Raw genomic sequence first — 19,197 nt, forward strand, 5'->3', positions numbered from 1 at the left:
TTTATGCTTAGAGCTTAGAGCTTAGAGCTTAGAGCTTAGAGCTTAGACTTAAGCTGAAATGCCCGAACTATTCACAGACGACTGCAACCTTCTCACTTGCTGCTGTCTTAGCTGGAACTGGATGATCGATCAGTCGAATCGGAGACTCATACAAAGCTGACAGCGCTTGTTCATCAAGTAACTTATCCGCACTGCCTTCAAAAGCAATCTGACCTTTTTTCAGTGCAACGATGTGTGTCGCGTAACGCAGTGCTAAGTTCAAATCGTGCAAAATGACGATCACCCCAACATTTTCCGTTTTGTTGAGTTCAGACAGTAAACCCATAAGCTGAAACTGATGATGCACATCCAGTGCCGAAGTTGGTTCATCAAGGATTAGTACTGGTGATTGCTGAGCCAACAACATCGATACCCACGCGCGTTGACGCTCTCCTCCAGATAAATCATCCGCCAAGGCTTGCGAGAATTCAGTGACACCGGTTCTTTCCATCGCTTGTTGGATAATCGACTTATCTTCTGAATTCCAACGGCCTAGCGCGCCTCTCCATGGGAAGCGACCTAAACGAACCAACTCTTCTACGGTTAAGCCTGCAGAAGCGGGGAGCTTTTGCGGTAGATAAGCAATTTTTTTCGCTAAATCTTTGCTTTTGAATGAAGAGAGGGAAGCGCCGTCTAGTTCCACGCTGCCGTGATCCGGCGACATCTGCCCTGAGAGTAAATTAACGAGTGTAGATTTACCCGAACCATTATGGCCAAGAACGACTGTCAGTTCATTGGTCGAAATCGTGAGGTCTTCGATTGAGAGAATGGTTCGTTCATCACGAACAATTTTTATGTTTGAAAGCTGAAACATGTCAGTCCTGTAATTAGATCAGTAGCGAAGCTCAATGGGAGAAGGCTCGTCGTATTGAACTTTAATAAATGGCGTGACTAAGCGATTTTTTGTTGTCTGGATGCCTAGGGCAATTATCACAGTACTTTCTTGAATCGCACTTATAAACCAGGCAGCAGCTGATTCTGATCAGTTTTAACATCCCCGAACTAGAATCCATTTTAAGGCTGTCTAAATGATTTTCAGACAACTGGCATGCTTCTAACCAAAGCTTAGCTTGCGCAATAATGTAATCGTTGGTCAGGCTTGGTTCGTGTTGCTGAAGTTTTATCAAACTGCCTAACAATAGATCGGCCAATAAATGATTGGTAAATCCTGGGCGAATACGTGTCCATTCACTGATCTGGCTTCGATAAAACTCAGTCAGTGCAAGAATGGCTTCACCAGCATCGGGAATCAGCTCTTCTGGTGAACCATGTTGATGATCACCATTAAAGAAGCGGTAGCCAGTAATGAACTCTTTGTATCTAAATTGACCGATATTCTTGATGTCGGGCAATGAATGAAGCCCATAGATAGAAATGAAAGTCACATAGATAGGCTGCCAACACACGAGATCCCAGGTTCGCGTTAACCAATACGCTTTGCCTGCTTCTGGGTGGCTTTGCGAAAGACCATCGTAAACTCGTTTGAGCTCTTTATGGCTATTCTCATTTGTTACCGCAATGCTCTTGTTATTATGTGCACCAAAGCTTCCGCTTAAATAAGGGCTCACTTGTTTTGAGTAAGCGAAGATTTTTTGATGTAGAGACGGGGCTTTCCGACGAGTGATAATATTGTGCAGTTGGGGAAGCATCTTAAATCAATAAATGAGAATCAGTTGCGTTATCATAACGAACATAGTCGAGGATAACCATACAAAATGGAGCATCTACTCGGTGCTTTTTACGTTTTTGAGATTTATAAAGTTTGGGTGGGCTGTCCTTTTTTCAGTGATAAAAGCCACTTTAAGTGATAAAAGTATTGTTGAACCCAACACGCCCTAGTCAAAAATAGAGAAGATGAAAGCTTGAATATGAACACACCTGCATTTGACCGTATCAGCCGCGTTCTGGCTTATATCCATGCGAATCTTAGCTCTGCGTTATCGCTAGAAGATTTAGCGACGCAAAGCTGTTGGTCTCGTTGGCAGCTGCAAAGAGTGTTTCAAGCCGAAACCGGGCTTACCGTGGCGAACTATGTGAGAGAGTTAAAGTTAAGTCAGGCTGCCGAAGAGCTGCTTGATGGAAAAGATCGTGTTATCGATATTGCGCTTGGTCTCGGATTCAATTCAGAAATAAGCTTTAGCCGTTCGTTTAAGCAAATGTTTGGGGTAAGCCCAAGTCAGTATAGAAAAGCAGGCAAAAGAGTAGGGCTAAAAAAGCCGATACAAGTATCAGAAACGGTGAGTAATTCAGAAAATAGGGCGTTAAGTTTTGTGGAAGTGCGCATTGATGAAAGAGAGCCTTTCTTAGTGAAAGGAATGACATCAGAAATCAGTGGCTTGTTTTCACTCACGCAAGACTTCGCACAGAAAGTCCCTCAGCTATGGTCACGTTTAGAAGGTGAGGTTGAAATCCCTGACGCCAACATGCTCCAGTTTATTGGTGTTGTTGACCTGACTCAGTCTTGTTTTGACGGAACCAATATTTACTATTGGGCGGGCGTTGAGCTTCATGACGAGATCTCTATCCCGCAACTGCCTAGTATTATCTCTGATAAGTTAGAGGTGCTGACCATCCCTAAGCAAACCTATGCTGTAGTAAAGCACCGTGGTCCTATAGAGCATCTACCCCATACTCTAAGTTGGTTTGTGCTTAATTGGCTTCCAAATTCAGGTTATCGTGGCGTTGATGGTTATGAACTTGAGATGTACCCATTTGGCTATCAAGCTCATGCTTCTGATGCGGAAATGGAGTACTGGGTTCCTATTATTAAATCGTAGTCATATTTCAGCTCTCCGACTTTCTCCCCCCTTCTCAAAAGCCTTTGTGTTACAAGGTCAAAGGCTACAAGGTCAAACGCTACTAGGTCAAATGTTACTAGATCAATTGTGTGTTTAATCAGCAATTGACCTAGTTTTACTCAAAATAGGCCAAGTTCTTTTTGAATTTGCACCAAATTGTTAATTATCCCTTCTCTAGATACATACAATGCAAATGAGATTTATTACTATTTACAATTAAGCATTGGTACCGAGGGAATCATGACCACTCACACTCGTTTTAAGTATTCATCATTGGCAGTCGCGTTGCTGACTGCGTTTTCAGCGCAAGCATTCGCGAAAGATACCGCTACTTCCGCAGATTCGAATGTAGAAACTATTACTGTTATGGGTAAAGCCTACCGTAATACAGCAACGAAAACCGTTTTAGCGCCAGAAGAAACGCCGCAAACACTTAACGTTATCGAAAGCGAACAGATGGAACAACGTGGTGTTAAGTCTGTCATGCAAGCTCTTCGTTATGCACCAGGTGTATCAACCGAGAATAAAGGTGGTGCAGTGGTTCTTAGTGATTGGGTTAAAATTCGCGGTTTTGACTCTACGAATAACTATTATGACGGAATGATGTTGCCAATCCTTCCTGGATGGAACGTACAACCTCAGATTGATCCTATTGCGATGGAGCGTTTGGAAATATTTAAAGGTCCAACATCGGTACTTTACGGATCAATGCCACCAGGAGGCATGGTTAATATCATCGCAAAAGCGCCTAAGTTTGAAGAGTCTACAAAAATTGGCTTAGCAACGGGTTTAGATAACTTAGTTGAAGCGTCAATTGATACAACGGGTGCTTTGAGTGACAACGTTGCTTATCGCTTGGTTGCTTTGGGTCGTAAGAAAGATACGCAAGTAGACGGTGTTGAGGAAGAGCGCTATGTGATTGCGCCATCAATCGATTGGTATGTGTCTGATAAAACCTTTATTAACTTCAATCTTTATTATCAGAATGACCCTGCACTAGGTCAGAACGTGACACTCCCATTGGCGGCGATTGAATCAGGAAAAGTCTCACCTTCGACATTTGCCGGGGATGTTAATTACAACACCATCAAACGTGATTTCTTAATTACTGGTTATAAATTTAACCATGATTTCAACTCAAATTGGGCATTTCTTCAGAATTTCCGTTATATGAAAACTGACTTTTATCAAGAAAGTACTAGCAGTGGCAATTTTGATGCTTCAACTGGCTCATTAGCTCGTTCGGCATATAGCACCGATGAAAGTTCTACGGGTATTAGTGTTGATAACCAACTATCGGGCTTAGTGTCGACTGGCTCATTGGATCACTATTTACTTTTTGGTGTGGATTATCGAAACACAGAGGGTGATGTAGCCTACGACGCTTTCGCAGGTGTTGATAGCATCAACCTTTACAATCCAAATAACAATAAGCTGAATCCGAATGATTTTACAAAAACGTATTATCAAAATAACGACATTGAAGTGAGTCAGCTTGGATTCTATTTCCAAGATCAGATGTTGATTGATAATTGGGTGTTCATTGCTGGTGGTCGTTTTGACAAAGTCGAAACAACGACAAAAGTATCAGTATTGGGTGGTGCACCAAGCAAAACGGATACTGATGATACAAACTTCTCATACCGCTTAGGCGCTTTGTACAAATTTGATAACGGTTTATCTCCATTTGCTAACTTTGCTACCAGTTTTGAACCGAGTGTAAAGTTAGATACTAACGGTAATAACTTAGATCCTGAAACCGGTGAACAAGTCGAGTTGGGCCTTAAGTATGACTCATATGAGAATATGATTTCAGGCTCGATGGCTCTGTTCCAAGTGAATAAAAAAAATGTGGGCGTTCGTCCTGATGGCGCTTCACCATGGACTTCAGTTGGTGAGATTCGCTCACAAGGTATTGAGTTAGAAGGACGAGCACAAGTCACTGATAACTTGGATGTGTTAGCGAACTACACATACACCGATATGGAAATTACGGAAGATAGAAATGCGTCAAATATCGGACAAACACCAGTATTTGTACCAGATCATACTGCAAATGTTTGGGCTAACTACTTTGTACGCAGTGGTGCAATGAGTGGCCTTAGAGTCGGCGGTGGCGTGCGTTATGTGGGAGAAACTGTTCTAAACGATACGTCAGACAAAAATAAAGGCCAAGTACCATCATATACTTTAGTTGATTTGTCTCTAGGTTATGACTTAGGAGAGGTTAACAGCTCGCTTAAGAACGCAACAGCTAATGTCGTTGCAAATAACATATTCAATGAAGAGTATTACACTTGTTGGAATGAGAGCTATTGCTGGTACGGTCAAGAGCAAACTGTAGAATTTAATGTCAATTACGAATTCTAACTAAGTTAGGGTTATCAATTTAAAGCAGCCTTAACTGGGCTGCTTTTGTCGTTTGAATAAATATAGAATTTAGATTGAGTAGACAACAATATGAATTTACAACGAATCGCTTCCCATGTTTCTAAAATAAAGAGCTTGCATATAAAGCTGGCGTTATCCGTATTAGCGAGCGCTTTATCGTTTAATGCGATGGCCGATTACCAAGTTGAAGACAGCGAGGGCGTTAAAACACTTGAAGCTCAGCCTGTTAGAGTGGCTGCGTTGAACTGGGACATAGCCGAACAAGTGATTGAACTCGGTGTTACGCCAGTCGCGGTCCCTGATATTGCAGGTTATACCGATTGGGTTGTTCAACCTGCGATCCCTGAAGGCGTGGCGGACATTGGCACTCGAACTGAGCCCAACTTTTCTGCTTTGAAGAAGCTAAACCCTGATGTGATTCTCATCGCTTCACCGCAGAAAGATCTTCAGGATCGACTCTCTGAAATTGCGCCCGTGCTTTACTACCAAACGTACAGTGAACAACACAGCAATGCAGCGGCTGCTATCGAGAACTTCAAAAAGATAGGTCAATTGCTTGGTAAAGAAGAACAAGCGAACCAAAAGCTGGCCGCAATGGATGAGCGTATCGCTGTCCTTAAGGCTGAACTGGATAAAGCGTATCCGGGCGACAAACCGAAAGTGACCTCTTTCCGTTTTGCGAGCACCACATCGGTGTTTATCTACGGCGATAACTCGATTCCGCAATATGCGCTTGAACAGTTAGGTTTTGAAAATGCGATGGATCTTCCTGCGAGTCAGTGGGGCATCAGTCAAAAACGAATGACAGAGCTTAAGAACGTAAAGAAGGGCATTGCGCTTTACTTTGAACCTTTTCCATATCAAGAAAAGTTAGACCGATCTCCGGTTTGGAAGAGCATGCCTTTTGTTCGTAACGGTCAGTTTAGCCCAGTCGCGGCAAGTTGGAGTTACGGTGGTGCAATGTCGATTTTGTATAACGCAGAAGCTATGGCGCAATCGCTGTTGACGTTAGCGGAGCAGTAATGAAATCCAGTGGTTTGGTGATGGGGGCAGCGCTGTTTTTCGCTTCCCTTGTTCATTTATGGTTAGGGCAATCTGAATTTGGCCCTATCGGTGAGCTGCTCCAGCAAGTTTCACTGATCAGTGACAGCGTGACATTCAACTCAATGGTTGATGATTCATTCGAGTTGATGGCGTTAATCTATGTCAACTTGCCTCGCTTGGTCATGGCGATTTTGGTTGGTGGAACACTCGGCACCATAGGTAGCCTGTTTCAACAACTGACGCAGAACCGAATGATGTCGCCGCTTACTTTAGGTACGTCGTCAGGGGCGTGGCTTGGTTTGGTTATTCTGAATGTGGTTGCGCCGATGTTGGTCGCTCAGTATTCAGTTTGGTTCGCTCTGATCGGTGCACTGCTGGCGATGGGGCTGATTGTTTCGATTGTCGGAATCAAAAACATGAGCGGCTTGCCAATTGTTTTGTCGGGCATGGCAGTTAACTTACTGTTAGGCGCATTTGCGACTGCGATTATTTTGCTCAATGACCAGTACGCCCAGAACTTGTTTGTATGGGGAGCGGGTGATCTAGGACAGAACGGTTGGGAACAAGTAATTTGGCTGATGCCTAAGCTACTTCCGATCTTTGCCATCATCTTATTGGCGCCAAGAGTCCTGACTTTGCTTTCGATCGGGACTGAAGGGGCAGCAGCGCGCGGGCTCAATATTGGCGCAACATTCTTTGTATTGATGGCGGTTGGCGTTTGGTTGGTGTCGGTGTCGATTACCTCAGTGGGTGTGATCAGCTTTATTGGTTTGATAGCTCCAAACATCGCGAGACATTTGGGCTTTTTAAAGGCGAAATCTGAACTCATCGCAAGCTGCGTGTTGGGTGCGCTGTTGCTTTGTGTGACCGACAGCTTAGCAATCTTCTTGGCGCAATGGTCTTTGGATATGATTCCAACAGGGACGGCAACCGCGGTGATTGGCGCTCCAGCGTTGATCATAATTGCGAGAAAGCAATTATCGGCTCAAGATCAGCTGTTTTTCTCGATGCCTAAAGGCCCAAAGTTTATTTCACCTTTGGCTTACTTCTTGTTGGGCACAATGATTTTTGGGCTGTTGGCGTTGAGTACGCTCTCACAGCCTTCTTCTGATATGGGCTATTTTGTTATCCCAGACGCATTTGAATGGTCGATTCGTTGGCCGAGAATATTAACGGCGATATTCGCTGGTGGCGGTTTGGCGGTGGCGGGCGTGATTTTACAAAGGTTAGTCTACAATCCGCTTGCAAGCCCGGACATTCTTGGTGTGTCGGCGGGCGCTGTTCTGGCGTTGATTTTCAGTAGCCTATTCATGGGTTATTCGATTCACTCATTGAGCCCTTGGATTGCTTTCTTAGGCAGCGCGATTGCACTGTGTTTATTGCTATTCCTTGGCAAGAAGCATCAGTTTGCACCTTCGATCTTGATTCTCACAGGTATCTCATTAACCGCAGTTTTGGAAGCTTTGGTGCAATTCTCTTTAACGCGAGTGGGTGAGGGGAAATACACTTTATTGGCTTGGTTGGCAGGCTCTACCTATCGTGTTGAACCTGAGTCGGCAATGATTATGACCATGGTGATAACGGCTTCTATCGGGGCTGCTTTGCTATTGAGCCGTTGGGTGACCTTAATTGCGACTGGCCGACAGTTCGCGAGTGCCAGAGGGCTGAATATCAGTATCGCCTACGTGGCACTGTTGTGTATTGTTGCGATCTTATGTTCGGTCGTGACAACCACCATGGGACCAGTCGCGTTTGTCGGCTTGTTAGCTCCGCATATCGCAGCAATGGTGGGCGCTCGTTTGGTTCGAGAGCAGATCATCTTGTCGTTTTTGATTGGTGCAGCATTGATGCTATTTGCAGACTGGTTAGGGCAAGTGGTGGTGTTCCCAGCGCAGCTTGCCGCAGGGACGTTAGTTTCAATTATTGGTGGCAGTTATTTCATCTTCTTGTTACTGAAATCTCGAAGAACATAGGTTCTGTCAAAACAGAGAGCCCTTGATTATCAAAGCTACTGGTATTCAAAGCTATTGGCAATAAAAGCTACGAATGAAAAGCAGTGAATGGAGCGAACCATCACTGCTTTTTTATTGATGTCGTTTGTGTAAGGGGGAGGTGTTAAGCAACACAGGTCTCGCTTCTTAATGTGCAAGTTTGGCATATGTTAATAAAATGTATAATCTAAAGGTCTGACCACTCATAAGGTAGCCACCATGCCAAACCTCGATCGTATCACTTGTTCCATTGATGAAAACCAAATTGCCACCGTTGTGCTGAATAGACCCGATAAGCTCAACGCTATTGATATGGCGATGTTTGAAGGCGTCAATAATATGATCAGAGAACTCAAAAAGAATAACGAGATTCGCGCTGTGATAGTGAAAGGTAATGGTACGGATTTTTGTTCAGGGCTCGATGTTAAATCGTTATTGAACAGTAAAGTTGGAGCGATGAAGCTTTTGTTCAAATGGTTGCCGACGTTGCCAAATGCGGCTCAGTATTTTTCTATTGGTTGGCGAGAGATCCCTTGCCCTGTCATTTTTGCGATTCACGGGCGTTGTTGGGGAGGTGGGCTTCAATTAGCCAGTGGTGGCGATTTTAGAATCGCTAGCCCAGATGCGAACTTCTCGATATTGGAAGCGAAGTGGGGGTTGATTCCTGACATGGGAGGCGCTATCGCATTTAGAGAGCTGATGCGTAAAGATCACACCCTAGAAATGGCGATGACGGCCAAAGTGATCGACTGTGAAACCGCGAAAGAATATGGATTGGTGACCAAGATTGCTGAAGACCCTTACGCTGAAGCCTATGCGTTGGCACTTGAGTGCGCGAATCGGTCGCCAGATGTTGTCGCTGCTAATAAGAAACTCTACAACAAGACTTGGTGGTCCAGTCCTGGGTTCGCCTTATTTTACGAGACTTGGTATCAAATAAAGGTAGGGTTAGGTAAGAACAGAGCAATTGCTGCTCAACGTGAAATTCATCCAGACAAGCCGCGTCCATACGTCGCTAGAAGGTTCAAATAGCGCTTGTAAAGTAATAACGGGTATTCCCATTGTTTATAGGGCTTTGCGGTAACCTTAGATCAATTTAATGTCTAAGGCTAAATGAGCAATCTGATGAACAAAACTTTTACTTACTCGCTAGCTGCCACCGCAATTTTTACAAGTTTAAATGCTTTCGCAAGTGGTCTATTTTTACAAGAAGCTGTCGTCGCCAATGCCGGTACAACTGGCGCAGGTGACGGTGTTTACTCTCGTTCAGCTGCTGCGATGTGGACCAACCCAGCAACCATGTCTCACATGGGCGAAAGCAAAACGACTATCAATACCATGGCGTTTGACCTTGAGATGAAATATCAAGACAACCAAGACTCTAGCGGTGATGGTAAAGGCCATTCAGTGTTGCCTTCATTTGGTGCTTTCCACGCGCATCAAGTAACAGACCAACTGCACCTTGGTATCGCACTTGGCGCTGTTGGTGGCTCAAGCCTTGATTACGGTAGCGATTGGGCAGGTGCTGCCCTTCTAGAAGAAATTACTCTGACCGCAATGCAAGTGAATCCATCACTGAGTTATAAGCTGAATGACCAATGGTCTGTTGGCGCAGGTATTCAATTGAGTTGGGCTGCATTACAACAGTCATCTTCTCTTTTTATAGCCAAGCAAGATACTGACTGGGCTTATGGTTATAACCTTGGTGTTATGTACACTCCAACAGAGAAGTTAAAACTGGGTGCGAGTTACCGCTCGAAACTAGAGCACGAATTTAACAATGATGTGAATGTCTTTACTGGCGGTAAACGTTCATTGAATACTGGTATTGATGTACCTGAACTCGTTGATGTCAGTGCAAGCTATGCATTGAATTCTCAATTAGATTTCTTGGCAAGCATCCAGTTTCATCGTTGGAGCCAATGGGACAATACTGTTTTGGATCTAGGTACCAACGAAAATGGGGACTTCCCAATTAGTCAAACTCTACAACGTGACTGGGATGATGTTTGGAAATTTGCTGTTGGTGCTGACTACCAGCTGAACTCTGACTGGCGTTTAAAGGCGGGCTTCTCTTACGAAACCTCTCCACAAGACGATCCTTCAATGCAGTGGGTTGATCTCCCTGTAGGCGAACAGTATCGCTACTCGGTAGGTGCTTCAACGTATTGGGATGATATCTTGATCGATGTGTTCTACGAATACGCGGACTTAGGTTCGGTTGAGATGAATCGTGATGGACCTACAGGGCGCAACTTGCTCAATGGTTCTTTCGATGGCCGTATCCACTTTGTTGGCGTTAGTGCGACCTTCTAATGGCATTACGTACTTTATTACTTGCTGCTGCTGCAACGTTCGGGTCTATGGGGGCTTTTGCTGAAGAGAAGCACCCTGATGATCCGACTAAGATTGTAACCAAAGCTGGCGTTGCTTATAACGAAGAGCTTAAGTTTTCGGGCTCTATTGGGCTGGATGAAGCGCGAATGATCAACGCTCGTGTCAACGCTGATGGAGAAGAGTGGCGATTAGGCGGTTCATGGCTGTTGCCGATGGGTATCGTGAATTTCAACTTTAGCCGTTCTGAATATGATAACGATGCTTATAAGAACAACTACAGTATTGGCACATTTATACCACTGAGCTATTTCGATATTGAGCCGTTCGGTTGGCAAATCTTCCCAATGGCTGGTTACAGCTACAACGATGGTGAAGTAGCCGTATTCGATGGTGAGAATGTGGGTTCTGATTATGTATTGATGCCGAGCTCGACACATGGTGGCTATATCGGAGCGTTTGGCTTAAAAACGATAACCGATGAATGGTCTATCATGGGCTTTGGTGGTGGTTCAATGGGTTCTGACGATTACTCTGGCTATTGGATTGGCGTTGGTGCGAGTTATAAATTGAGTGATGCTCAATCATTCAATTTCTTCACAATTTTTGCTGAGGATGATTTTGGAGAGAACAACAGTGTTGGCGCATCTTACACCTATGAGTTCAAATAGCTGTTAGCAATTCGCAGGTGGACGTCTCTCGTAAGAACCATTCACTTAGTCCAGATTAAATTGAACAAAGTCGCTTATTAAAACTGAGCGACTTTCTTTTATTCTATTTCCCAATCTTTTTTATCTCTTTCTGCTGCTTTCTATCTCTTTCTAATGTGAGAGTACTGCTCTCTTAATCTAGATTAAGTTTTCCTCGTCTTATTCTCTGTACTATCCGCATAAATCAACGCCCATTCAGTAATGGACAAAAGATAGTTACTTTGTGAATAAGAAGTGGTTCTCTTTTGTCTTTTAAAATGGGCAAACATAATAAAGATTTAATGAGGATAAGACTTGAGCACTTTGTTTACAGAAACCCACATTGGCAAGATGACACTAAAGAACCGCTTTATGAGAAGTGCAACGTGGGAAAATATGGCTACCGAAGATGGGCATATGACAGATAAACTGTACGCTATCTATGAAGAGTTGGCTCAAGGTGAAGTCGGCCTGATCGTGACGGGTTACGCGAACATCGTTGAAGAAGAAAAGCCGAATGCGGGCATGATGGGGATGTATAACGACTCGTTTATCGAGGAATACAAAAAGCTCACTCAATTGGTGCACGACAACGACTCTAAAATCGTCATGCAATTGGCATACGGTGGCACAAAGACCACGCATGATCTTGGCGAACGAGTGATCTTTGCCCCGAGTGAAGTTCCTGAAAAAGGGACTCAGACACTGGGTAAAGCGATGACCAAAGACGAAATTGATTACATTGTTGATGCCTTTGCTCAAGCGTCTTTGAGAGCTCAAAAGTCAGGCTTTGATGGTGTTGAGATTCATGCTGCTCACACTTACCTGATTAACCAATTTTTAAGCCCTTATTACAACCAACGTGAAGATGAATACGGCGGTAGCCTAGAGAATCGCATGAGATTTCTGTTAGAGATCTATACTGCGACACGTAAGCTGGTGGGCGACGACTTCCCAATTTTAGTTAAGCTCACGGCCTCTGAATTTTTTGACGGTGGTGTTACCTTCGATGAAACACGTCTCGTGTGCAAAAAGTTAGAAGAAGTGGGTGTTGATGGCATCGTGGTGTCAGGCAACATCCATGGCAAAGCCGACACCATGATTGGCGAATCTCACGATGGATTCATCATTCAAGCTGAAGGTTATTTTCACGAATATGGTCATGCTATCAGCCAAGACGTTAATATTCCGGTGATCACGGTTGGCGGCCTAACGGATTTCGATGCCATTGAAGCCATCGCAAATAACACGGGCATTGAGTACTTCGCGCTTTCAAGACCGCTGCTTTCTGAACCCCATTTAGTTAAGCGTTGGAAAGAAGGGGACAGAAGCCCTGTTGAGTGCGAAAGATGTTCAAAATGCCGAACTAAACGTGGCAACTTCTGTGTCGTCAATAAAGACAGAAAAGCACAGCTTGCTCGTATGTAGTCGTTGAGCCTAGAACCAAGCGTAAGCCTAAATTTATAAGCAAGTCTAAGTTTGAGTCGGTGTTAATCACAGACTCAAACTTATATTATACAAATCGATATTTGAAACTTTATTAATCACATTCCTCTGTCAATTTGGTGCGCATAAACCGGTACAATGCGCCCGTAAATTTATTAACCGAGTTATCGTTAACAAACCGAGTCTACTGTGAAATTACTTCCTCTCTTAAAGCAACCTCGAATCCACTGACGTCTCTTTAGTTTCTGCGACATTACGATCATTTCAACAGTGACTACACTATTGATGTATTAGGGCACCCAGTGCTATTACGTCAGCGAAGCTGTGCACGTTGAATCTGTATTGTCGAATATATTGATATTTAACTAATAAAGATTAATCAGAGGTAAAAATGCAAAACAAGCATTGGTCCAAATTCGAGTTGCTGCATGAAGTCGTAACCAACCCCAATATTCATGTAAAAGGTCAACACAGTTATTACAGCGATTGCTGGGATAATGGTTTTGAACAATCGGTAGTGCGTTATTTACACGGCGACGAAGTCAGCCGCCAGTGGGATCCTCGATGGAAAATCGACGAACTCTATATCGGCGATTATGTCTGTATTGGCGCAGAAGTCGTGATTTTGATGGGTGGCAACCATACCCACAGAGTTGATTGGTTTTCACTGTATCCATTTATGGATGTTATCGACGACGCCTACATTGGCAAAGGCGATACTCACATTGAAGATGGGGTGTGGTTAGGTATGCGAGCGATGGTGATGCCCGGTGTGACGATTGGCGAAGGCGCTGTGGTTGCAGCGAATAGTGTGGTGACTAAAGACGTCGCTCCATACAGCATTGTCGGTGGTTCACCAGCTAAAGTCGTCAAATACCGCTTTGATGAGTCCGTTATTGACGAACTCATGTCATTCAAAATATACGAGTGGCCCTCAGATAAATTTGAAGCGCTGAAACCGTATTTATGTAACTCAGACTTTTCAAAGTTAAAGCAGGCGATAACGGATTACGACAATTGTTTGTAAGGAGCGCTTGTAACGAGCATTTGTAAGGAGCGTTTTTAAGGTACGGGTATAGCCACAGATTTGTGTAGAAAGATCTGTGTCATATTTATATTGAAAAACACGTTAAATCAGTTCGTTACCTTGCAATACTCAACATGGTGTACCAATCTTATTTCATAAGCATGGATAAGGATTGTGTATGCCCGCAAGTTCAATGAAAAACAAAGGGGTGGTGGGGAAAGTCCTACTGCCTTCTTTACTCATAAATCTTCTCTCTCTCGCCGTTCCGTTAACGGTTTTACAAATTTACGATCGTATTTTACCTAACCAAAGTTACGGTACTGCCACTTTGTTGTTGGCGGGTGCAGCGTTGGCTGTTGCCATGGAAGCATTGATCCGGTTTGTGCGTACTTGGCTTTTGTCAGCCGCGGCCAGCAATACCGAGAAAGCGACCTATCAAACTTTGGTTGAAAGAGTAACAACGGCTTCATCAGGCCATCTTCGCCACATTGGTGTTGGCGGCGTGGAAGAGGGGCTTGGTTCTGTATCCAAAGTCAAAGATTGGTATTCCGGTGGTGTGATTGCAGGCTTTATTGATTTGCCTTTTGCCTTGATCTTCTTGGGCTTGGTGGCTTACATCGGCGGTGAGCTGGTGGCGATACCTTTGGCAGTTTGGCTGATTACTCTCGGAATCGTTTGGTTATCTTCTATTCGCGTTAAAAGCTTAAGTGAAGAAGCTTCCCAAGATGAGCAGGAGCGAAAAGCGTTCTTGATTTTACTGAGCCAAACCATTCAGGGAATCAAACGCCAGGCCGTTGAGTCTCGAATCTTCAATCAGTTTAAATCCCTCAATAATGTTCGCTCTCAGTCTAAAGCGAGAGAAGAAGAACAGAACGCCTTCGCCCAAGAATGTATTCAGCTTGCTGCATTAGCCACGTCAGTTTTACTCGTGATCACGGGCAGCTTATGGGTGTTGGATGGTCAGTTAACTACTGGTGGCTTGGCGGCATGTTCTATCTTATCTGGCAGAGCGGTTGCGCCTTTGAGTGCTCTGGTTGGGGTTAGAATCAAGCTTAATTCAATACGCAGTGCCAATCAGGCAATAGAAAAATTGAGTGACTTATCACTATCGGACTCTTCAGATTCTGAGCAAGTTGAGAACCACTTATCTGACTTTGAGACGTTGGAAATTAAGCAAGCGACCGTTGAAAGATACGGTGAACTCTCTCATGCAGATGTCACCTTGAATAAAGGTGAGTTGATATTGTTAGAGAGTGAGGATCGCCACACTAACAGTCATTTATTGTCGTCGATTGCAGGTATTGATGATCTAAAAGCGGGGGAGTGCTTCATTAACGGAGCTGCCGTTTCAATCGCATCGGTAACCAACATTGCAGCCTACTGTGGCGTTAAAGGACAACTGGTGTCGGGGACCATTCTTGATAACTTGTGTGGCTTTGACCCTGAGAAAACGCAAAGTGCCAGTGACTATGCTAAGCGTTTGGGTTTAACCAAGGAAATCACTCGATTACCCGATGGACTAGAGACACAAATTGGCCATACGAGTGCTTCTTTGTTGAGTATGGGTAACGTGAAAATGCTCAATATCGCGGCTCAATTGGCAAGTGATAAACCCATAATCATGTTGGAAAGGCCGGATTCTTCACTTGATTTAGACGCCCTTGGGAATCTAGCTAAGGTGTTGGAAGAAGAAGTAACGGCAGGACGCACGATACTGATGGTGAGCTACCATTCGAAGCTTCGCGAATTTGCTAATCGAATCATTACAGTGGAAAGTCGAGCTATTGCGGTCGACAGCGAGAACAACCAGGAGGCTATCGTATGAATCGTTTAGATATTGGTAACCCTTCAGGTACGAACAACCGTGCAGATACCAGCGGTCGACAAGAGGTGATGAACCATTTAGAAACCGAGAGCCTTTCCGTTCTTAAGCAGTTGGAAGTTAATGCTAATATCCAGTTGTTCGCACATCAATGGGTCGATGAAAATGGGATTGAATCAATCGACGATATGTTTGCCTTGTTCGACAGGCTTGCACTACCTTATCGTTTGGTTGCCAACCTAGATGAAGTTGGCGAACATAAATTAGTATTACTGGTGCTTGGCGAACATGAGTTGCTCTCTGGTCATATAGAATCGAAACAGTTTATTGCTTTTGATGACAATGAAGACATTACTGATGTCCCTCAGTTTTGTATTGTTATCGAAGGTCCACCACTAGAGAAGGCTTCTCCTGATTGGGTTGGGGAACGGCTGCATGCGTTTCGCCCCATTATTCCTAAATTGCTGCTAGTCAGTTTTATCACTAACTTATTTGCGCTTGCGGTTCCTTTCATCACGATGTCGATTTATGACCATGTGATTGGTGGTGATGCAGGGCATGAGTTGCAAGGTATCGCCATTGGCGCAGCGTTGTTGTTTGTGATGATGGGTTGGTTGAGAACATTACGTAGCCGAGTGTTTGCTTCAGTTTCCAACCGAGTAAGTCGTGAGATTTCTCAATCCCTCGTACAGCGTCTGCTTCGTAATAGCTATGCTCAAAATCAGCAAACAGCTTCTTCTAGTCAGCAAAACCAAGTGATGCTGTCAGAGCGTATTTCAGGTGTGCTATCGGGGCCATTAGGAAATGCGTTATTTGACCTACCATTCATTCTTATTTTTGTACTTGCGATAGGTGTTTTAGGCGGGTGGTTGGTACTGGTTCCAGTCGTCTCTTTAATCCTTTATTACTTGCTAGCAAAACGCTCGATACGCTCTAGCAGCAAGCGCTCTATGCAATCGACAGTGGCAGGTACGAATCGTCAAAACATGACTAATGAGCTGTCATCCAAGCTTGCCTTTATTCGCAGTGCTGGATTCTCAGAGCACTGGATTCAACGTTTCAAAAAGGCCAATCTTCTTGCTTCAACAGTGACCTTTAATCAATCGGTTCTCCAGAGCCGGTACACCTCGATTTACTATTTCATTGGTGTGGGGTCGACACTCGCCGTGATGGGGTTAGGAATAGGACTTATTTTTGAACAAGTGATGACGCCCGGTGGTTTGATTGCTTCAATGATGTTGATATCTAAGGTGACTGGCCCAGCTCAGGTGTTGGCAAACAGCGCTATGCGTTTTAATAGCTTTAATCAATCCAAGCTGCAAGTGAACCGTATTTTGTCTCAGCCGTCTGAGCGTGAATTCAGTTACCAGCATCACCCGTTACCTGTGGTAGCGCCTAACTTGAAATTAGACCAAGTGACACTGCGCTATCCCAAACAGAGTCGCCCGGCCTTGAACGGTGTGAGTTTTGATATTGAAGCCGGTGAAATTGTCGCGATTACCGGCCCTTCTGGGAGCGGTAAATCAACATTAATTGAAGTGCTGTCTGGCTTGCAGCCTATCCAAAATGGCATGGTCGAGCTTGAAGGCGTTAACCTCGTTCAATACGATCCGCAGCTTTATCGCCACTGGTGTTTTATTCGAGCCGCATATCCTGATTTGCTTACGCTGAGTATTCGAGAGTGGCTAAACGACGGTCACAAAGTCGAAGATAAGAAAATGATATCTGCAATTGAAATGATGGGCGGAAAGCGTTGGTTCGAGACATTATCAGGTGGGCTCGATACTTCCATCAGCAGTATTCAGCCGGACAGCCTTTTTGACATGTTGTCTGGCAGCGTCGCGCAGATCCTCATTGATGCAAAAGCGCTGGTTTATGACTACCCAATGTTCTTAATGGATAATCCTGTGCCTGATGCTCACCCAAATGCTAAACGTATATTTGGTGAGTTTGTGCAGTCGAAAAAAGGAAAAGCAACGGTGATTTACACGTCCCACGATCCGGATTTAATCAAGCTTGCCGATAAAGTGGTGGTATTAAATGAAGGTGCAGTGGTTTATGCCGGTCCATTAGAGCCGGAGCAGTCTTCGAAGCAGGAACAGCCTTCAGAGCCTCAAGCTTCTCAAGAACCAACCGTTATCTCAAGAGCTACAGCCGTCAACTCAAGAGGCGTCTGCTCAAAAAAATGCAGCCCAACAAGAACAATCAAAGTCTAAGCAAGGAGTCGCTAATGACTAAACAATCTATCGAGAAGGGCAAGCGCTACGGTGAACTTGTTGAATCACAAAATACGGCTCGTACATTGGCGCTGGCCACATGGTCGGTTGCCTTATGTGTTATTGCTTTTGCCACTTGGTCTGTAGTCACTCAAGTTGATGAAATCGCCAAAGCCAAAGGTGCTGTGATTCCGGAAGGCGAGAAGCAAGTATTACAAAGCGCGATTGGCGGGAAGTTAAAGCAAATTCTCGTTAAAGAAGGGCAGTTGGTTGAGAAAGGCCAGCCGCTTGTTGAGTTTGATGCCACTTTCCAGCGTACCGCCCTTGAAGAGCTAAAGTCCCAACAAGTGACGCTTCTAGCCAGTGTGGAACGTATGAATGCGCTGCTTGAGCAGCGTGAGCCTAACCTTGCTGAGTTTGAGGTCGATTACCCAGAGATCGTCAGCCAACAAAAAGCGCAGCTGAACGCGCAAAAAGCCCTCTACTTCCAAAAGCGTGTGGTGCTTGAGAAAGAGAGCGAACAAATTGCAGAGCAGCTTCGTAGTGTAGAAAAGGCCTTGCCGAGTTATGAGAAAGAGTTGAATGCGACTAAGCAAGAGTTGAATATACTAGAAAAGGGTTATAAATCGGGCAACATTTCACGCTTACGTGTGCTTGAAATGCGTCAAAAACTGGCCAGTATTGAGCAGAAAATTGAAGAAGCTCGTGGCAAGAAGTCGGTATTGATTAGACAAGCTGACAGTAATGACCAAAAAATCATACAGCTTCTGGCCGAGGCGAAAGCTAAAGTGAGCGATGATCGTTCTAAAGCCGTCTCTGACTTGTCAGCCCTGAACGCCAGAGTACGTTCAAGCCAAGCGAAACTGACCAACACCATGTTAGTGTCGCCGCTACAAGGTTTGGTGCAAAGCCTGCCAAGTACAAAGAACGGAGGTGTTATTCAGCCGGGTGGGACAGTGGTTGAAATCGTTCCTGTTGGTGGGAAAGCCGACTTTAAAGCTCGTTTGTCGCCAAGAGATATTGGTTTTGTGAGTGTAGGGCAGCCGACTCGTATCAAGATTGATGCGTTTGATTACAGCCGCTTTGGGGCGCTAAAAGGGGCGGTTGAGAGTATTTCACCGACCACAAGTCAAAGCGAGCGTGGCGAGATCTATTATGAAGTCGTCGTCTCGGTGGATGTTCCCTATTTCCGTGATAATCCTGAGAGCTTTTCTATCTTGCCAGGTATGACGGGCGAGGTAGATATTACAACCGGTGAGAAGTCAGTATTCCAGTATTTATGGAAACCGATTTATACCAACGTGAGTGTCGCGTTTGGGGAGCGTTAGTTTGTTTTATAGTTAAAAGTTATAACTGAAATTTAAAAGAGAATAGAAATAAAAAGGAACACTAAATAGTGT

The 19,197-nt window shown here is 44.5% G+C and carries 13 protein-coding genes and 1 pseudogene; 12 read left to right on the forward strand and 2 right to left on the reverse strand.

Translation table 11 applies throughout. The features are described 5' to 3' along the window. Window positions 1-67: 67 nt before the first annotated feature. Together ACED28_RS03305 and ACED28_RS03310 are read right to left on the reverse strand one after the other, a co-directional pair. Complete coding sequence (locus ACED28_RS03305; protein ID WP_017098449.1) at window positions 68-853, reverse strand: ABC transporter ATP-binding protein; 786 nt, start codon at window positions 851-853, stop codon at window positions 68-70. A 61-nt stretch (window positions 854-914) separates the two neighbouring features. Continuing rightward, window positions 915-1,688, reverse strand: a complete 774-nt coding sequence (locus tag ACED28_RS03310) for a siderophore ferric iron reductase (protein ID WP_371709269.1) — start codon at window positions 1,686-1,688, stop codon at window positions 915-917. A gap of 219 nt (window positions 1,689-1,907) precedes the next feature. On the opposite strand from ACED28_RS03310, the gene ACED28_RS03315 reads away from it, so the two are divergent. The 12 genes and pseudogenes from ACED28_RS03315 (at window position 1,908) to ACED28_RS03370 (ending at window position 19,125) form a co-directional block, all read left to right on the forward strand. After that, window positions 1,908-2,816: an AraC family transcriptional regulator gene (locus ACED28_RS03315; RefSeq protein WP_017103741.1), complete on the forward strand. Its 909-nt coding sequence runs from the start codon at window positions 1,908-1,910 to the stop codon at window positions 2,814-2,816. Between the two features lie 261 nt (window positions 2,817-3,077). Continuing rightward, complete coding sequence (locus ACED28_RS03320; protein WP_371709270.1) at window positions 3,078-5,207, forward strand: TonB-dependent siderophore receptor; 2,130 nt, start codon at window positions 3,078-3,080, stop codon at window positions 5,205-5,207. Window positions 5,208-5,297: 90 nt separating this feature from the next. Continuing rightward, window positions 5,298-6,251, forward strand: coding sequence for an iron-siderophore ABC transporter substrate-binding protein (locus ACED28_RS03325; protein WP_371709271.1), 954 nt, complete (start codon window positions 5,298-5,300; stop codon window positions 6,249-6,251). Then, entirely contained in the window at window positions 6,251-8,245 is a 1,995-nt protein-coding gene (fhuB, locus tag ACED28_RS03330; protein ID WP_371709272.1) for a Fe(3+)-hydroxamate ABC transporter permease FhuB, read from the forward strand. The genes ACED28_RS03325 and fhuB overlap by 1 nt, the downstream gene beginning before the upstream one ends. A gap of 237 nt (window positions 8,246-8,482) precedes the next feature. Next, on the forward strand, window positions 8,483-9,295 hold the full coding sequence (locus ACED28_RS03335; protein ID WP_371709273.1) for a crotonase/enoyl-CoA hydratase family protein: 813 nt from the start codon (window positions 8,483-8,485) through the stop codon (window positions 9,293-9,295). Between the two features lie 93 nt (window positions 9,296-9,388). Continuing rightward, window positions 9,389-10,579: an OmpP1/FadL family transporter gene (locus ACED28_RS03340; RefSeq protein WP_371709274.1), complete on the forward strand. Its 1,191-nt coding sequence runs from the start codon at window positions 9,389-9,391 to the stop codon at window positions 10,577-10,579. Next, window positions 10,579-11,268, forward strand: a complete 690-nt coding sequence (locus ACED28_RS03345) for a hypothetical protein (RefSeq protein WP_371709275.1) — start codon at window positions 10,579-10,581, stop codon at window positions 11,266-11,268. The genes ACED28_RS03340 and ACED28_RS03345 overlap by 1 nt, the downstream gene beginning before the upstream one ends. Window positions 11,269-11,601: 333 nt before the next feature. Next, window positions 11,602-12,714 carry an NADH:flavin oxidoreductase gene (locus ACED28_RS03350; protein ID WP_371709276.1) on the forward strand — a complete coding sequence of 371 codons (1,113 nt, stop codon included), beginning with the start codon at window positions 11,602-11,604 and terminating at the stop codon, window positions 12,712-12,714. Window positions 12,715-13,123: 409 nt separating this feature from the next. Next, window positions 13,124-13,759, forward strand: coding sequence for a CatB-related O-acetyltransferase (locus tag ACED28_RS03355; protein ID WP_371709277.1), 636 nt, complete (start codon window positions 13,124-13,126; stop codon window positions 13,757-13,759). A 178-nt stretch (window positions 13,760-13,937) separates the two neighbouring features. Further along, window positions 13,938-15,584 (forward strand): ABC transporter transmembrane domain-containing protein, encoded by a 1,647-nt coding sequence (locus ACED28_RS03360; RefSeq protein WP_371709278.1) that lies wholly within the window; start codon window positions 13,938-13,940, stop codon window positions 15,582-15,584. Further along, window positions 15,581-17,819 (forward strand): annotated as a pseudogene (locus ACED28_RS03365) (ABC transporter transmembrane domain-containing protein). Before ACED28_RS03360 ends, ACED28_RS03365 begins: the two are co-directional and overlap by 4 nt. Beyond that, window positions 17,812-19,125 carry an HlyD family type I secretion periplasmic adaptor subunit gene (locus ACED28_RS03370; protein ID WP_017098437.1) on the forward strand — a complete coding sequence of 438 codons (1,314 nt, stop codon included), beginning with the start codon at window positions 17,812-17,814 and terminating at the stop codon, window positions 19,123-19,125. Before ACED28_RS03365 ends, ACED28_RS03370 begins: the two are co-directional and overlap by 8 nt. Window positions 19,126-19,197 lie beyond the last annotated feature (72 nt).

Source organism: Vibrio sp. 1F253 (assembly GCF_041439295.1).
Lineage (GTDB): Bacteria > Pseudomonadota > Gammaproteobacteria > Enterobacterales > Vibrionaceae > Vibrio > Vibrio tasmaniensis_A.

What these genes read in the sequence shown, in the direction of transcription:
- ACED28_RS03305 (WP_017098449.1), bottom strand. Translation starts at nt 853, where the DNA reads ATGTTTCAGCTTTCAAACATAAAAATTGTTCGTGATGAACGAACCATT.
- ACED28_RS03310 (WP_371709269.1), bottom strand. Translation starts at nt 1,688, where the DNA reads ATGCTTCCCCAACTGCACAATATTATCACTCGTCGGAAAGCCCCGTCT.
- ACED28_RS03315 (WP_017103741.1), top strand. Translation starts at nt 1,908, where the DNA reads ATGAACACACCTGCATTTGACCGTATCAGCCGCGTTCTGGCTTATATC.
- ACED28_RS03320 (WP_371709270.1), top strand. Translation starts at nt 3,078, where the DNA reads ATGACCACTCACACTCGTTTTAAGTATTCATCATTGGCAGTCGCGTTG.
- ACED28_RS03325 (WP_371709271.1), top strand. Translation starts at nt 5,298, where the DNA reads ATGAATTTACAACGAATCGCTTCCCATGTTTCTAAAATAAAGAGCTTG.
- fhuB (WP_371709272.1), top strand. Translation starts at nt 6,251, where the DNA reads ATGAAATCCAGTGGTTTGGTGATGGGGGCAGCGCTGTTTTTCGCTTCC.
- ACED28_RS03335 (WP_371709273.1), top strand. Translation starts at nt 8,483, where the DNA reads ATGCCAAACCTCGATCGTATCACTTGTTCCATTGATGAAAACCAAATT.
- ACED28_RS03340 (WP_371709274.1), top strand. Translation starts at nt 9,389, where the DNA reads ATGAACAAAACTTTTACTTACTCGCTAGCTGCCACCGCAATTTTTACA.
- ACED28_RS03345 (WP_371709275.1), top strand. Translation starts at nt 10,579, where the DNA reads ATGGCATTACGTACTTTATTACTTGCTGCTGCTGCAACGTTCGGGTCT.
- ACED28_RS03355 (WP_371709277.1), top strand. Translation starts at nt 13,124, where the DNA reads ATGCAAAACAAGCATTGGTCCAAATTCGAGTTGCTGCATGAAGTCGTA.
- ACED28_RS03360 (WP_371709278.1), top strand. Translation starts at nt 13,938, where the DNA reads ATGCCCGCAAGTTCAATGAAAAACAAAGGGGTGGTGGGGAAAGTCCTA.
- ACED28_RS03370 (WP_017098437.1), top strand. Translation starts at nt 17,812, where the DNA reads ATGACTAAACAATCTATCGAGAAGGGCAAGCGCTACGGTGAACTTGTT.